17 protein-coding genes are annotated in these 15833 nt (G+C 42.5%); 9 read left to right on the top strand and 8 right to left on the bottom strand.

Annotation, left to right across the window (positions count from 1 at the left end; genetic code table 11):
* Positions 1-244 precede the first annotated feature (244 nt).
* Positions 245-1627, top strand: coding sequence for an SBBP repeat-containing protein (locus LEP1GSC047_RS11090; RefSeq protein WP_010417980.1), 1383 nt, complete (start codon positions 245-247; stop codon positions 1625-1627).
* A 299-nt stretch (positions 1628-1926) separates the two neighbouring features.
* On the opposite strand, the gene LEP1GSC047_RS11085 is transcribed toward LEP1GSC047_RS11090, so the two are convergent.
* Positions 1927-2982 (bottom strand): methyltransferase domain-containing protein, encoded by a 1056-nt coding sequence (locus tag LEP1GSC047_RS11085; RefSeq protein ID WP_010417981.1) that lies wholly within the window; start codon positions 2980-2982, stop codon positions 1927-1929.
* Positions 2983-3438: 456 nt separating this feature from the next.
* Here LEP1GSC047_RS11085 and LEP1GSC047_RS11080 point away from each other — a divergent pair, with 456 nt between their 5' ends.
* Positions 3439-3990 carry a hypothetical protein gene (locus LEP1GSC047_RS11080; RefSeq protein ID WP_010417984.1) on the top strand — a complete coding sequence of 184 codons (552 nt, stop codon included), beginning with the start codon at positions 3439-3441 and terminating at the stop codon, positions 3988-3990.
* Between the two features lie 69 nt (positions 3991-4059).
* Here the strand turns inward: LEP1GSC047_RS11080 and LEP1GSC047_RS11075 are convergent, their stop codons facing one another.
* The 4 genes from LEP1GSC047_RS11075 to LEP1GSC047_RS11060 all read right to left on the bottom strand — a co-directional run bounded on the left by LEP1GSC047_RS11075 (position 4060) and on the right by LEP1GSC047_RS11060 (position 5988).
* Positions 4060-4413 (bottom strand): ArsR/SmtB family transcription factor, encoded by a 354-nt coding sequence (locus LEP1GSC047_RS11075; RefSeq protein WP_010417986.1) that lies wholly within the window; start codon positions 4411-4413, stop codon positions 4060-4062.
* Complete coding sequence (locus tag LEP1GSC047_RS11070) at positions 4382-4840, bottom strand: SRPBCC family protein (RefSeq protein WP_020988670.1); 459 nt, start codon at positions 4838-4840, stop codon at positions 4382-4384. Before LEP1GSC047_RS11070 ends, LEP1GSC047_RS11075 begins: the two co-directional genes overlap by 32 nt.
* Before the next feature lie 226 nt (positions 4841-5066).
* The gene (locus tag LEP1GSC047_RS22140; protein WP_258028594.1) at positions 5067-5348 is read right to left on the bottom strand and encodes a tetratricopeptide repeat protein; all 282 of its coding nucleotides are present in this window, start codon (positions 5346-5348) and stop codon (positions 5067-5069) included.
* Positions 5349-5811: 463 nt separating this feature from the next.
* Positions 5812-5988, bottom strand: coding sequence for a hypothetical protein (locus LEP1GSC047_RS11060; RefSeq protein ID WP_180993217.1), 177 nt, complete (start codon positions 5986-5988; stop codon positions 5812-5814).
* Between the two features lie 345 nt (positions 5989-6333).
* Here LEP1GSC047_RS11060 and LEP1GSC047_RS11050 point away from each other — a divergent pair, with 345 nt between their 5' ends.
* Positions 6334-6642: a hypothetical protein gene (locus LEP1GSC047_RS11050; protein WP_010417995.1), complete on the top strand. Its 309-nt coding sequence runs from the start codon at positions 6334-6336 to the stop codon at positions 6640-6642.
* Positions 6643-6656: 14 nt separating this feature from the next.
* Here LEP1GSC047_RS11050 and LEP1GSC047_RS11045 read toward each other — a convergent pair whose 3' ends face one another.
* From LEP1GSC047_RS11045 to LEP1GSC047_RS11035, 3 genes are all read right to left on the bottom strand, one after another.
* Positions 6657-6962 carry a hypothetical protein gene (locus tag LEP1GSC047_RS11045; protein ID WP_238325559.1) on the bottom strand — a complete coding sequence of 102 codons (306 nt, stop codon included), beginning with the start codon at positions 6960-6962 and terminating at the stop codon, positions 6657-6659.
* Between the two features lie 70 nt (positions 6963-7032).
* On the bottom strand, positions 7033-7170 hold the full coding sequence (locus LEP1GSC047_RS21645; protein ID WP_020988681.1) for a hypothetical protein: 138 nt from the start codon (positions 7168-7170) through the stop codon (positions 7033-7035).
* A 267-nt stretch (positions 7171-7437) separates the two neighbouring features.
* Positions 7438-8367, bottom strand: coding sequence for a patatin-like phospholipase family protein (locus tag LEP1GSC047_RS11035; protein WP_010418002.1), 930 nt, complete (start codon positions 8365-8367; stop codon positions 7438-7440).
* A gap of 218 nt (positions 8368-8585) precedes the next feature.
* Here LEP1GSC047_RS11035 and LEP1GSC047_RS11030 point away from each other — a divergent pair, with 218 nt between their 5' ends.
* From LEP1GSC047_RS11030 to LEP1GSC047_RS11005, 6 genes are all read left to right on the top strand, one after another.
* The gene (locus LEP1GSC047_RS11030) at positions 8586-10220 is read left to right on the top strand and encodes an FAD-binding dehydrogenase (RefSeq protein WP_010418005.1); all 1635 of its coding nucleotides are present in this window, start codon (positions 8586-8588) and stop codon (positions 10218-10220) included.
* A 13-nt stretch (positions 10221-10233) separates the two neighbouring features.
* Entirely contained in the window at positions 10234-11967 is a 1734-nt protein-coding gene (locus LEP1GSC047_RS11025) for a thiamine pyrophosphate-binding protein (protein ID WP_010418008.1), read from the top strand.
* A gap of 454 nt (positions 11968-12421) precedes the next feature.
* A complete protein-coding gene (locus tag LEP1GSC047_RS11020) occupies positions 12422-12883 on the top strand; it encodes a c-type cytochrome (RefSeq protein ID WP_010418010.1) in 462 nt (153 codons plus the stop codon).
* Between the two features lie 13 nt (positions 12884-12896).
* Positions 12897-14813, top strand: a complete 1917-nt coding sequence (gene nosZ / locus LEP1GSC047_RS11015; protein ID WP_010418013.1) for a Sec-dependent nitrous-oxide reductase — start codon at positions 12897-12899, stop codon at positions 14811-14813.
* A gap of 12 nt (positions 14814-14825) precedes the next feature.
* Positions 14826-15434 carry a hypothetical protein gene (locus LEP1GSC047_RS11010; protein WP_010418016.1) on the top strand — a complete coding sequence of 203 codons (609 nt, stop codon included), beginning with the start codon at positions 14826-14828 and terminating at the stop codon, positions 15432-15434.
* A complete protein-coding gene (locus LEP1GSC047_RS11005) occupies positions 15424-15831 on the top strand; it encodes a nitrous oxide reductase accessory protein NosL (protein ID WP_010418019.1) in 408 nt (135 codons plus the stop codon). The genes LEP1GSC047_RS11010 and LEP1GSC047_RS11005 overlap by 11 nt, the downstream gene beginning before the upstream one ends.
* Positions 15832-15833 lie beyond the last annotated feature (2 nt).

Here is a 15833-nt window from a genome sequence, read left to right as displayed (position 1 = left end):
ACGTAAAAGGCACTGCTTTTACGTAAGTAAGACTAGCGGAAGATTCTAACTGAACTTTAGAAATTTCAAATATGTCCGATTTTTAGCAGCCTAAGCAAAACTTGCATTAGAAGCGAATTGTTGAAAAATCCCCGGTTTACGGCTTCGCCCCTAAAAACGGAATTTAAAACTAGGCTCTGTTTTTGAAAATATGTTGCATAATGGTCTAATTGGAAAGAAAGTGTACAGTTACTTTCCGAGAACCATGAGAATTTTTTTATTTCCGACTTTTATTTGTTTCAGCCTACTATTTCAATTCGCCTGCTTAAAGACGGAGTTATCACTATGCGACGATTCCAATCTTTTTGAGGCTTCCTTTATCCAAGGCTTGAAGTCCCGAAAAGGAGCTTCCTTTTGCGGGTACCTTAAACGCCCGTTGCCGACCGCTTCCTGGACTCGTCTTTTAGGAGCATCCGCAGCTACAACGCAGGCGTCGGGAGTTACAGCGGATGTTTCGGGCAATGTGTATGTCACAGGATTTACGAACGGAAATTTGGACGGAAATACGCTGATCGGGTCCCAAGATGTTTTTTTGACTAAATATGATACGGACGGAAATAAACTTTGGACCAAGACTTTGGGAGCCGCCGGGACATTGGGTTCGAACGGAATTACGTCTGATACATTCGGAAATATTTATATCCTTGGTAGTACTACCGTTAGTATTGATGGGCAGCCGTTTACAGGAACGTCGGATTTTTTCGTTTCAAAGTATGATTCTAACGGTAATAGAATTTGGACTCGCCTATTAGGGCCGACCGGAGGCAGTGCGTTTGGACAAGGAATCGCTTTAGATTCTTTGAATAATATTTACATCGCAGGTTATACGAATGGAAACTTGGATGGGAACGTTCTGATCGGTCTTTACGATTTATTCTTGACGAAGTATGATTCGAACGGCAACAAACAAGGGACTCGTACTTTGGGAGTCGTATCGGGTCACACGCAAGTTGATGCGATCACTCTCGATTCTTCCAACTCCGCGTATCTAACCGGATATACTACCGGCAATTTGGATGGGAACACGCTTGCTGGCGGTCAGGATTTAATCGTAGTAAAATACGATTCGAACGGTAATAAGCAATGGACAACGCAATTGGGAGTTGCTGGCGGTTCTGAAATCGGAAATGGTATCACGACCGATATGGCCGGGAATATTTATGCCACCGGAAATACGAACGGAAATCTAGACGGACAAACGTTAATGGGAACTTTCAGTTTATTTATCGTGAAGTACGATAATAGAGGAGTAAAACAGTGGACTCGCCTCTTGGGAGCCGCAGGTGCATCCACGTACGGGCTAGGTATAACATTCGATTCGCTTAATAACGTGTTTGTCACGGGTAATACGAGCGGTAATTTGGACGGGAATACCTTGACCGGAACTCAAGATTTTTACCTCACAAAATTCGACTCGAACGGCGTTAAACAGTCCACTCAGCAGACGGGTGTAAGCGGATTTTCCACGACTGCGACGGGAGTCACTTCGGATTATTATGATAATATATATAAAGTCGGCTATACGCCGGGAAATCTCAACGGCCAAATAGCTGTCGGAACACAAAGCATGTACATTGTAAAAAATTAAATCATTTGCAGGGTTTAGAAATACGATTTACTCGAGACGACCGAAATTTTCGCTTAGAAGAAAAACCGGGTTCCAAAAAAGCGAAAAGTAGAAGAGCCGAGAAAACTTAAAATATCCGTTGGTAAACGGAAAAACGCGAGGCGAGGTTATTACCCGGAGCGATAGAAGAAAGCTTGAGTATATTAAATTTATAAGATATATTTTCGGAGCAAGTTTAATCGCTTAGGCTGGAGGCTTGTTATTCCCTTATCCTCCGGTATCAAATCGGTTCTACGTGTTTCAACTTCGTCTATGGAGTTTCAGCAGCAGGCTCCCGATTGCGATATTTGTCCTCCGACCGAAGAAGGTCCGCAGTCAAAAAGACCGAAATGTTTAGCCTTATCTCCTATAATTCGAAAGTAATCGCTATAACAAGTTTTGGAAAGCATATCCGCAGTGTTTCCGCAAACCAACATCGGTTTATCGGTTTCGAAAATATGGTGATCATCCAATATAAATCTAAGCGGGGAATCTTCGATATTACCTCGATAGACCGCGACTTGTCCGTAATCTTCGCAACGGTCTTCTAAGGGAATTTTAAAGGCGCGATAGGTAATGGACGTAAAATTTATATTTCCGATTTTCGCTTCTATTTCATGATTTTTTAAATTTATTTTGGATTGCGAAACGATTCGAAAGTCTTCGATTCCCAATTGGTAAAAAAGCCTACGAAAATCCTCCGTATACAAAGCTCCTCCCAAACATTCCCCCAATAAAATAGGGTCCTCTTTGAGTTCTTCCGGAATTCTTCGATCGGCAAACACGTCGCTAAAATATAATTCCCCGCCTGGTCTTAGAACCCGAAAGATTTCCGAAAATACCGAGGCTTTATTAGGCGAGAGGTTCATGACGCAGTTAGAAACGACGAGATCGACGGAATTATCTTCGATTCCGAGAGATCTTAAATCTTCGATATAACCCTTCATAAAAGAGACATTAGAAGTTTCGTACCCGAATTGGTTTTTATGATAATCCTGATGGGAGCGCGCTACTCTAAGCTGTTCCTCGGTCATGTCGACTCCGATAACAAATCCGTCTTCTCCCACGAGCTTTGATAAGAGAAATACGTCGCGACCGGACCCGCATCCTAAATCCAGCACAGTCCTGCCGGAGAGCGCGGGTGGGAAAGGCGATCCGCATCCGTAAAATTTGTCTTTAACTTCGGGATGAATTTTACTTAAAATCGGGAGATGCGAGGGGGAAAGCGATTCGGCATTGCAGCACGCAGAGGTTTTTAGGTCCTTATTTGATTGCAGAACTTTACCGTAGTAATTTTGGACTGACTCTAACGTTTCAAATTCGGGTTTCGTTGTCATTTTTGCACCGATAAAGTATATTTTCTAGCTTCGATTATCAATTTCGAAATCTTAACTTCCTTGATTTCCCGATGTCAAGAGGGTTTTGCCTTATTTTTTTGAAACGAATCCATTCGGTCTATAGGCTTATTAACCGACATTCGTTCGAATATAATTCAGAGAATTTCGAAAGACGTGACTTTTGCGGATCAATACGACCGACCGAAAAAATTTACGACAAGGGATTTCCATGATCGACGGTAAGAAAAATGCATGAGTTTATCGTGATTTTGCGTATAATAAGACGCCGAAGACAAATTACTTTAATAGATCGAGAAAGCAATATACTGCTTCCGGTTTATAGAATTTTTCGAATTCGGTCTCGGATCGATCGGAGATTTTAGCGGGTCGAAGGAAATTAAAATTTTGTGACGTTAATTCGATTTGATCAGAAAGTTTGCTTTTAGGTTATTCCCGGTGAAAAATATTGATTTTGTTCTCATTTTCGGTCTTTCGATTCAACTTTTCGATTGTGGGGAAGGATCTTACACTAATGACAACGTTGATGATGTGCAAAATCAATTTATGTTTGCCGCAATTTACCTGCTAATAACCCAACCGGCTCCTTGCAATAGCTTCAATATAGTTCAGCTAACAACATCCTATCAGAATTTACCATTAGTACCAGATAATATTAGGCATCCGTCTCCGTATTGGGGGGATTCATTTGTGGGTTATGCGGCAGGTACGATATCGGCCGGACAAAGCTATAAGATTTCGTCCACTAATACTAATCTAAACGCAAGTTTTGGAAGCGCTTCCGTCTATTTTCCTCCTGCCGTATGTTCTAGCGAGCGTTCGAATAATATCGCCTCGGGAGCGCTTGCCTCCTGCAGCGCTAGTTCGAATAGCATTTCATGTTCTGTGAACGGGGGATTTACAAATAATTATCTTTTCGAACTGGAACTCTATTTTCCATATTCATTATCTCTTATTTATCCGACCGATATTACGATTAAGATTCAATGAAGGCTTCGCATTTTTCAATTCCGATAAGGCGGAACCCCCTTATTATCGGATAAAACGATTTAGAATTTCTTAATTATCTACGAAGGATTTTAATCTGGAAAGAGCTTGATCCCATTGCTCCGATACAAAACCTAAATATTCCCGAATGTCTTTAAAAGGCCTCGGATCCAGTTCAAAAAGATTCTCACGGCCGGAATACATGCTTTGCACGATTCCCACGTTCTCCAATACCTTAAGATGTTTCGTCACTGCCTGTCGGGACAGCTTCGATCCTTCCGTTAATTGCGAAATGGATCGGGGCTGTCCTTTCGAAAGCTTTGCAACTATGGACAGTCTTGTCTCGTCGCCTAGCGCGGCAAATAAGGTCGCATAACCATGCAGCCTGGCTTTCTCACCTTTGCGAATGGACTGTGAGATACTCATTTATATTCTTCATTTGAGAACTCCAACCGCCGTCATTCATACGGAACGCTTCGGCACGGCGGTTCTCGGGAATTTTTTCGAATCCGGACTCGATGACAGTCAGCAAAGTTCCCTTATCGGTTTTTTCAAGTAGAAATTCGACAAGTGTCGGTTCCTCTTTCGAGTAATCCATCTTCATATCGACTGCATAAGGATGCCAGGTAAAAGAGAAGAGCCGTTCGGGTTCCATTTTTTTTACGGTAATCTCGAATGTAAAATCCTCATAACCCGGCCAGGTCATGCGAGCTTGAACGGCTTGACCCGGTATGAACTGTGTTTCGAATTTTGCCCGAAACCATTCTCCGAATTGTTTATGATTCGTTAAAGCTTGCCATACCCTTGAAACCGGGGCGTCCAGTTCGATCCTTTTTTCTATACGATTTTCCATATGCTACCTCTTGGTTGCATAATAACAACTGCTCGTAAAAATGCAATAATTTTGTTGCGTTTTACGAAATTTATTTAAACCGAACGAACTTCGTTCAACTTTCGATCATGCAAAAGCAAGCCTGAAGGGCGGTTAGCTCGTTGGGGAAAAGAACGGAAGGTTGTTGGCAATCAGTAGATAGATTGTAATGATAACGGAAATCTAAATAGTCGAAGTATCAGCAGGGTTATCGGATCGAAGTATTCTTCGGATGATCGTTTCCTTTTTGTGAATTTTTTTCTTCGTTGCTAAGTCTTCGAATTCGCTCTTTGGCGTCGCTGACGTCCGTTTCGATGGACGTATAAGCGATTTCTATGAAATGAATGTAATTCTTGAGTGCCAGTTTTTTATTCCCGGAGTTCTCATAAGCGGGCGGGAGGCGGTAAACGATTTCGGGAGTATCGGGGGCGATTTGTATGGCTTTCTTATAACTCTCCATCGCTCTTTCGTGGTTTCCTAACTTTTCTATGCCTTGGTTGAAGTAAGTTTGGGAATATTGCGATCGATTTCGATCGCCTCGGCAAATTTTTCAAGAGCTTCTTTATTCTTGGATAAGCTACGGTAGGTGAGGCCTGCGTTTGTCAGAAAATCAGGAATTCATTCTTGGGTCGCCAAGAATTTACGTAGAGCCTTTTCCGGCTCCGAAGAGAGAAGTTCGATTCCCACACTTTTTGAATCACAGGATCCTCATTATCGGAACGTTTACGGAAAAAGTGATTAGAAATAAGTAAAAAATCGTTTTTGCAAGCTTCATTACTAACTCCAGCATAGAGAGTGATGGAGGTAAAAGCGTCTTAAGTCGGAAATCGAACCGCCATTGAATAGCCGGTCTTTGGCAAAATTCAAAAAGCTATTTAACTATTATTATTAAGTGAATAATATATTTATAATTTATAAAATACAGAATATATTATTTATTTTTTTCTTTTTAATTATTTATATTTTATTTCATTTAAATGAAATTTGCAACGGTCGAGCTTACCGTTTCCGGAGCATAGTTTTTCAATTTCAAGAATCGCATTTTTAAAATCGAATAAATTGTAACCGATCGGCCGGATTTCCTCGCCGGAATCGCTTAAATAGGAAATTAAATAAAGTGATTCTTCCATTTTTGTACGCCAGAAACAATTCTGGTCCATGAAATTTCCGAATGAAATACTTCGGCGGATAAAACCGCCGTCGAATAATAGCCTGTAGTTTTCTCCCTTATCGCAAGGACAGACTATTGAAAACCCCCGGAATCAGCTCCCATTTATCTAAACCTTCGGTTTGAAGTACCCTCACGGACCTCGATTTTGCGTCCTCAAAGCAAAAAAAATTGACGACGATACAGCCATGCTTTTTGAGGTGCACTACCGATTTGATAATGCCGGAATAACTTCCTTTCTTTCTGAACAGCGTGCCAGGTTTAAAATCTTCTATTTTCATATTAATTTCCAAGAAAGGAATTTTATATGGATCATCAAAGCTTTGCGAGCAATAAAAGAATCGATTCGATTGCAGAAATTTTGATTTTCATCATCGCCGGTTATGCGAAAGATCATAATTTCGCGCAGATTCATTCTTTGTCTCGAGAGTTTGAAGATGTTCGTTTAACAATTCGTAAATCATTCGCTCACGTTGGGCCCGTTTCGTTCTATAGAGGAAGACCTTATCGGAATCGTTGGATCGACGATTATACGAACGGAATAATGTCGCTTTACGGAGCGGCTTGCGGGTCCGTAAAGACGGATCTCCGATCTTTATGTTTAGACTATTATTAAAGGGAACGCCGTAATCAACTGGATCTTTCGAGGAGAACCGTCGCAGATTCATATACGGGTTTGAAAATTACGAATCTGGCCAATTCCTGGGGACGTTTTCTTTCGGAGTCGAAGCAGACTAGCTCAATCCTGGAACTGAGTATTTTTTCTTCGGGGGCCGTTATTGCATCAATGAAGTCGACGACGTTCGGATATTGAACGTTGACATATAAATATTCGCCCTCGGGAAATTCGATACAGCTCGATATTTCAGGAGATTCGAACTGCCAGGAAAGACGTATATAGATTCGAGGATGATGCTCTTCAAATTCGATTATCATTTCATGAAAGATTCTCCCGATTGCATCGGATAAAGACGCGAACAGAAATGTCCTCTCTTCCATCACAAAGTTACCAAACCGAGTCCGGAACCGAAAACTTGGTTTTTCCTTCCTTATATTCCTTGTAAACCGTATTCCGGTGAACGAGATCGACTAGACCATGAGCATTCACATTTTTACATTCTTCTAATGTATTATAACTTTCCAATGGCTCTCCACTTTCAGCGTAGAAAGCCGAAGAATCAAAACCGACGTATACAAGATTGAATGTTTCATGCGGCACCCCCGAAAACGAAAATAACTCCGAACACAGCTGTTCGAGTAAATTCGGGATCGGCGGGTCTTTCTCCGGTCCGCCTAAATTATTCGATTCATTAAATCATAATAATTCGACACGAGGATTTAGGAATGCATTGATTTTTATCATTCTTAAATCCTATTTTTCCTAATTAGGAAGGATGGAATACGGATTTTTTTACGTAGCTAGGTTTAGGTTATATTCGAGTTTTCTTTTTCTGAATCTTTGTTTTAGATAAAGAGCCGCGTTTAATCCGACTCGTTTTCCGAGTTCTACGGTTTCCTCCAATAGGGATTGCTTTGTGGTAACTAATCCCACGGGAAGATTCCGGTTGGGAGCTATTACATGGATCTTGACTCCTTTGGGCGGGTTGGCTGCGAGAATTCGGGCCTCGTTAAAATGGAAGTGATGGGATGATTTCATAATCTTCGACATTTTACGATCGAGAGGAAAGGATAGAAATCGACTTAGAGAATCGAGAGGCGGGGACACATGTTCAAGGGGAGAGTTCATTACGACGGTTATATTATTATATCCTGCTTCGATTAAATCGTTTAACGGAAGGGGATTCAGAATAGCGGCATCCGAATACGAGCCTCCCTCTAATTTATGTCTTCCTTTCGTCGCGATAGGCAGAGATGTCGCGGCCTTTAATAAATCGAAGATATTCTCCGAAGTCGCTTTGATGTATTCGGAGGTACGCGTACTAAGATTGCTTACGGCTATCCTTAATTCCGGCAAACCGTATTTTCCGAAATTTTGAGTTTGTATCGGATATTTTTCGCGAAATAGGTAATCGATTAGATATTTTTGATCTAGAAAGAATTTTCCTCGAAGAGGATTCAGTACCGAAATCAACTTTCGACCCGCAAGTTCTCGTTTCCAGATCGAAAGTTTATGCTCTCCTTCCTTCGGCTCCGGTACCGGCGTTGTCGCATAATAAGCGGCGCAGCAAGCTCCGGAAGAGACCGCCACGATTATATCGTAATTTTGCGCGGGTAAGATGCAATTTAAGGAATGAAGCACTCCGCCCGAAAATGCCCCTTTCATTCCGCCGCCCTCCACTAATAAGGCTCGTTTTCCTTTTTTTGCCTTCGGTAAATTCATTATGATTTCCTTTTATATTCCGGTTAAATCCGAATTATATATTCCGATTTCTCGGGACTTCGTTTAATATGAGTACGAACGGTTCTTATTTGTTGCAAATAAACGAAACTCGATCGACCGAAATTATAAAACTATTCGATAAACATGACGAATAGTGGAGCTTGCATTGATATCAATCAATTGCTTGAAAAATTTCGTATGCTACAGTAGAGAACCGCATGGTAAAAAGTAAAGGCACTCGAAAAGAAACGATTTCATCCGACGCGATAATTATAGGCGGAGGTTTGGCAGGTATAGTGACGGCATTGGACTTACTCGATGCCGGCAAGAAGGTAATCTTAATTGATCGAGATACGCAGGATAGATTCGGAGGACTTGCTAAATTATCATTCGGCGGGATCCTAATGGTAGACACGCCCATTCAACGATGGAACGGAATAAAAGATAGCATCTCTCTGGCAATTTCAGATTGGAATTCGACAGCGGAATTTTCTTCTCAGGATGTGCTTCCTAAACTTTGGGCGGAAGCTTACGTTCATCATTCCATAAGAGATATTTTCCATTTCTTAAGAAAGCGTTCAGTAAATTTCTTTCCCGTAGTTCATTGGGTAGAGAGAGGATTATTCAAACCGGGAAATAGCGTGCCTAGATTTCATATGGTATGGGGAACCGGAGACGGGCTTGTGGAATCTTTGAAAAAGCATCTGCTGTCCCATAGAAATCGAAATCGGCTTCGACTGCTCTTCGAAACAAGGGCGAGTAAATTAAACAAAGTCGGAAAAAGTATTACGGGTTGCGTCGCGGAGTCTAGCTCGGGAACGCAATACGATCTCAACGCCGAACATGTGATCATTGCATCCGGTGGAATCGCAGGAAATCTTAATGAAGTTAGAAAGTATTGGCCTAAGGATATGGGAAAACCTCCCGAAGTTCTTCTTAACGGTTCTCATCCGTACGCGATAGGGGATCTTCATTCCGCCTCCCGAAGGATCGGGGCTCAGATTACTCATCTGGATAAAATGTGGAATTATGCAGCAGGAGTTCATCACCCTAATCCTAAAATGGAAGCCCATGGATTAAGTTTAGTGCCGCCAAAATCGGCCCTTTGGTTGAATTCGAAAGGAGAAAGAATCGGTCCTATTCCGTTGGTTACCGGGTTCGATACTCGATTTCTTGTCGAACGGATTTGCCAAGAGAAAGAGAAATACTCGTGGCAAGTGATGAATTGGAAAATTGCGTTAAAAGAGTTGGCCGTTTCCGGTTCGGAATTCAACGAAGCTATACGAAATAAAGATTTTATAAAATTCCTTAAAACCGTTTTTATAGGAAATAAATCATTTCTAAATAGAATAACATCCGAGTGCCCGGATTTTATTCTAGCGGATTCCATCCCCGAACTCGCCGCTAAAATGAATCAAATGGTCGGTAACCGGTTAGTCGATTCGGATCTTTTGGAGAAAACGATTCGAGATTACGATACGATGATCGATCGCGGAGAACCTTTTTTCGACGACGACCAATTGAGGCGGATCTCCCAGCTTAGACGGTATCGCGGGGAGAGGCCTCGAACTTGCAAATTTCAAAAGATAATGGATCGGAAAGCGTTGCCGTTGCTTGCGATTCGGGAATTTATATTAACGCGAAAATCCATGGGAGGTATCCAGACCGATTTAAAATCTAGGGTCTTGGACGAATCCGGAAATCCGATCCCGGGCCTTTATGCAGTGGGAGAAGCCGCAGGCTTTGGCGGAGGAGGAATTCACGGCAAAGGGACCTTGGAAGGAACTTTTTTAGGCGGCTGTATACTAACGGCAAGATTCGCAGCGCGTTCGATTTTAGAATTCGGAAATTGACGAAGGGGGAAGTATGAAAAAATCAGGGGCATCGTTAGTCGTTCATGCGTTGGAGCAAGTCGGGGTAAAATACACTTTTGGAATTCCGGGAGTACACAATACGGAATTGTATGACGAACTGAGCAACTCAAAGAGCATCGTTCCGATTCTAGTAACTCACGAATGCGGCGCGGCCTTCATGGCTGACGCGATCAGCCGAACTTCGGATTCCATCGGAACGTTAGTAATCGTTCCAGCCGCAGGTATGACTCATGCTCTCAGCGGAATCGGAGAGGCATACCTCGACGGAATCCCGATGCTGATTATTTCGGGCGGAGTTCGAACCGATACGGGAAAAAAATATCAACTTCATCAAATCGATCAATCTGCTATATTAAAAGGAATTACTAAGAAATTCTATCAAATCCAAACGCATGGAGAGATCGTTCCGACGATTTACGAGGCCTATAAAATAGCGACGACCGATGAATGCGGGCCAGTGTTCATAGAGATTCCGGTGAATATCCAATTATTCGAGGGATCGATCTCCTCTCTTCCCGATTTTAAACGGGAAGAGAATTACCCGACGATCGAGCTGGATAAAATCGAGCAGGCTTGTGAATTGCTAAAGACCGCTCGGCATCCGGGAATTTTCGTAGGATGGGGAGGGCGAGACGCTACGGAGGAACTGATTGAAATATCAGAAATTTTGAATGCACCTGTCGCAACAACTCTTCAGGGATTGAGCGTTTTTCCGGCCAATCATCCGCATCATACCGGAATGGGATTCGGTTCATATTCCGTCCCGGCTGGGGAGGCGGCATTTTCATCCTGCGACTGTCTCCTTGCGATCGGTACTCGATTCGCGGAGATTCCGACCGGAAGTTTCGGAATGAAAGTCCCGAAAAATTTAATTCATATCGATATAAATCCGAACGTGTTTTCGAAAAATTATCCGGCCGCTGTGGAAATTACCGGAGATAGTAAACAGGTTTTGTCGGCATTGATACAGGGCTTAGAACGGAATGGCTTTAGAAAAAATGAATCTACTCATATGAGTAGGACGATTCGGGAGAAAAAAGAAGCTTACTTCAAGGAATGGGAAGAGCACCGCGTTCCTAACAAAATCAATCCGTATCTCTTTTTCAAAGAACTGCGGGCTAAAATGAAGGAAGATGACATTCTAATCGTGGACGACGGAAATCATACCTTTCTGGCGGAAGAACTGTATCCGGTTTATCGCCCCAAAACTTTTCTTTCTCCGACCGATTTCAATTCGATGGGATATTGTGTTCCTGCAAGCATCGGAGCTAAACTGGTACATCCTGGAAAAAAAGTAGTAGGTATCGTAGGGGACGGCGCATTTCTTATGACCGGGCTGGAGTTGATTACGGCAACAGTTCATTCCTTGGGGGCCATTATATTCGTATTTTATGATGGAGAATTATCTCAAATTTCTCAAGGACAGCAGATCCCCTACGGGAGAAAAACATGCACTATTTTGGGTGAATTGCAGTTGGAGGGAGTTGCAAGAGCCACCGGGGCGGTATATATATCTTTGCATTCCAACGATCATATCGAAACGGCGATGCGAGAGGCGTTTTTATTGTCCGAAATGGGAAGGCCGGTGATAGTCGACGTGAAGATAGATTATTCAAAGGCCACAAGATTTACCGAAGGCGTGGTAAAAGCGAATTTGGGTCGTTTTCCTCTCGGGGAAAAATTTCGATTCATCGGACGCGCTCTGATCCGAAGATTCACGGGTTGATCTAGTTTATTATAAAATTAAAATATCATTTAAAGATTAAAAGGAAAAGTAATCGTAATGTAATAGATTCTTTCCTTGCAATCGTTTTGACCCTCGGGTCGCAGTTCCTCTTTTATCGATCCGGATCGATCTATAATAATTCCGAGCTTTTATGATCGAGGCGGGAGGCTGTTTGCGATTTTTTATTCTTTCGCGCAAAAGTATCAGTAATATTCTATTTTATAATAATAGCATTCCGGTTCTGTCTTCTTTTATATAGTCGATTCTTTTTTAAAATATCGGATTCGGGAATATGGATCGTGATAAATGTCATCACCCGTTCTTGACGTAATTTGATCTATATCAATGTGAAATTCTACGATCGCATGCTAATCTGAATCTCGGGCAATATCTCGAGTTTTTGTTCGGAATATCGGGAATTTATTATTTTGCCTAGGTTGGGAGAATATTCGAGATGGATGATAAATTAATAAATAATGCATTTATTAAAAGGAAGTCTGTTGTTTCGTTCTTTGTCCTGGTTTCTTTAATTTCGTATTCATTTTGCGGAAAGGAGAAAGAGGGAGAGGCCGAGAAGAACGTAAGCAATAAAGGTATCGGTCCGGTATCCTCGGTTACCTTGGGTCCAATCGACGAGTCGATGGTGCAGAAAGGTAAGAAGCATTTCGAGACGAAGTGTAGCGCCTGTCATAAGTTCGAGGAGAAGGTCGTCGGTCCCGCTTTGAAAGGTGTTACCGAAAGGAGAACTCCCGAGTGGATCATGAATATGATTCTGAATCCCGCCGAGATGACTCAAAAGGACCCGGTAGCTATGGGACTTCTTGCCGAACATCTAACTCAAATGACGTTCCAAAACGTGAAAGAATCCGAAGCTCGGGAAATTCTAGAATATTTCAGAAAATCGGATAAAAAATAAGGTAGGGCAAAAGATGAATATTAAGATATTCAAATATTTCTTTTATTTAGGATTGATATTCCTTGCACTTGTAGGATGTAAAAAGGGAGCGGCGACGGCCTCTCTCGCCTCGGACGCTGCAAAGAGAGTTTACGTTGCTCCAGGAGACAAGGACGAAGTTTATGCATTTCTTTCCGGCGGATTTAGCGGACAGATGTCAGTCTACGGAATTCCTTCCGCAAGATTGTTTAAGATCATTCCCGTCTTTTCTGTCTTTCCGGAAAACGGTTACGGGTACGACGAAGAGACCAAGAATATGCTTAGGACGACTCACGGTTACGTTCCCTGGGACGATAGCCATCACGTTGAAGCGTCGATGACCGACGGTAAGCAGGACGGCAGATGGATGTTTCTGAATGCGAATAACACTCCGCGATTAGCTAGAATCGATTTGAAATCCTTTGAAACTAAAGAGATTATCGAAATCCCGAACACCGCCGGTAACCACGCGTCTCCATTCGCAACCGAGAATACCGAATATTTAATGGCTGCAACCAGGTTTTCGGTCCCTATTCCTCAAAGTAGTATTCCGATCGAAAACTTTTCTAAAGGTGATTTTAAGGGAACGATCACGATGGTTAAAGTCGACCCTAAATCCGGTCGCCTTTCGATAGAGCTGCAAATACTCGTTCCGGGATTCGATTACGATCTCTCGCATTGCGGAAAAGGAAAGTCTCATGATTGGTGCTTCTTTACTTCGTATAATACCGAGCAAGCCTATAAGATGATAGAAGTCGGGGCTTCTAAAAACGATAAGGATTATATTCTCGCTTTCAATTGGGTTCGCGCTAAGCAATGTTTGGATCAAGGCAAGGCTTCCAATTTCGGCGGAGAGTATTACAGAAATTTCTTGCCTGAAAATCAACCGGCGATTTCCGAGAAATTAAGCGGAGTCAAAATGCTTCAGCCGAAAGATTGTCCGGGCGTAATGTATTATTTACCGACTCCAAAAAGCCCGCACGGAACGGACGTTGATCCCACGGGAGAGTATATCGTGGGCGGAGGTAAATTGGCGACGGTCATTCCGGTTCATTCCTTTACTAAGCTCATGGATGTAAAAGACAAACCCGAACATAGAACCAAGGAAATCATGAATATTCCGGTTCTAAAGTATGAATCAACTTTGGCGGGTGAAGTGAATAAGCCTTGTTTAGGTCCTTTGCATACGGAATTTGACGGTAAGGGATATGCGTATACTTCCTGCTTTGTGAGTTCGGAGGTCGTAAAATGGAAGCTAGGTACTTGGGAAGTGGTTCAACATTTGCCCGCTTACTATAGTGTCGGTCACCTTTCGATCGTAGGCGGAAGTTCTAAAGAGCCTTACGGAAAGTATTTGATAGCTTTAAATAAGATTACGAAGGATCGATATCTTCCGGTCGGAATGGAATTGCCGCAAAGCGCTCAGCTCTATGATATTTCGGGTAACAAAGCGGAATTACTTTCGGATTTTCCTACCGTAGGTGAACCCCATTATTCTCAAATGGTACCCGCTAAAATGTTAATGGACAAGGCTGCTAAAATTTATCCGTTAGAGGAAAATAAACATCCCTATGCGATTAAGAACGAAAAGGACGCAAGAGTCATGCGTGAAGGAAACGTGGTCAGGGTTTTAATGACTCAAATAAGATCCCATTTCAAACCGGATACGATCGAAGTTCGGAAAGGGGACACGGTTTATTTCCACGTCACTAATTTGGAGCAGGATTTCGATATTCCGCACGGCTTTGCAATCAACGGCGCGCCGGAAATGCCGAACTTACTGATCATGCCGGGTCAAACGAGAACTTTCAAATGGATGGCTTCGAAGCCGGGGATTTACCCCTTTTACTGCACTGATTTTTGTTCCGCCTTACACCAAGAAATGCAACAATACATCCGTGTAAGTCCGTAAGAAAAGAAAACTATGAAAGATTTACTATTTCAAAGACTTTCTAAGCAAAACCGACTCCTAATTTTAGGGGTCGGCATCGTTCTTATCGGCGTTTTTTTTCTACCTCTATGGGATATCACTCTGGATGCTCCTCAGTATCCGGAGGGGTTGGGGATGAAGATCTGGATCAATACGGTGACCGGTTCTACTCCTTACGACTTGCAGAATATTAATTTATTAAATCATTATATAGGTATGCGTGAAATAATATCGGCGTCCATACCGGAATTATTATTTATGCCTTTCGTATTAGGGTATTTGATTTTCGGAGCGTTCGTGACTTTTGCTGTTCCTAGAGTCGGATTTGCAGCATTAGGTATAATTAATATAATTCTCGTCGGCTTGGTGGGGTTATATGATTTTTGGAGATGGGAATATAACTACGGTCATAATCTGAATCCGGATGCGCCGATTATCGTTCCCGGAATGGCGTACCAACCCCCTCTCTTAGGTTGTAAACAAATGTTGAATATAACCGCATGCAGTTTTCCCTCTTACGGCGGGGTAATTCTTTTTTCGGCATTACTATGTCTGTTGATTATACTTTGGTCCGAGAGAAAACGATCCTTGTATGAAAAGTAAACTATCCTATTCTTTCCTAATTGCTCTCCTTCTCTCCGCTGGTTGCACGAAAAATGAGCCGATAGTACCGGAGGCAGGGCGGGAGCAATGTCAGTATTGCTCGATGTCCATCGTCGATTTTCGGTTTCATGCGCAATTTTTAACGCAGAAAGGTCGCAGATATTATTTCGATTCGATCGAATGTCTGCAATCCTATATCCGTGAAAATCAGCCGACCATCCGTTCCGTTTGGGTTTCGGATTTCGAGAGTCCAGGGAAAATGCTACTCGAACCGAATGCGGTTTTCGTTCAATCCGAATCGATTCATTCCCCCATGGGAAAGGGGCTCGGAGCTTTTAGATCCTTGGAAAGAGCGAAATCATATTTAGCGTTACATACCGGCATTTTGATTCAGTAAGT

It is taken from the genome of Leptospira inadai serovar Lyme str. 10, from assembly GCF_000243675.2.
Lineage (GTDB): Bacteria > Spirochaetota > Leptospiria > Leptospirales > Leptospiraceae > Leptospira_B > Leptospira_B inadai.
Note: the sequence above shows the minus strand (reverse complement) of the source record. Positions and strands in the feature narration are given on the sequence as shown.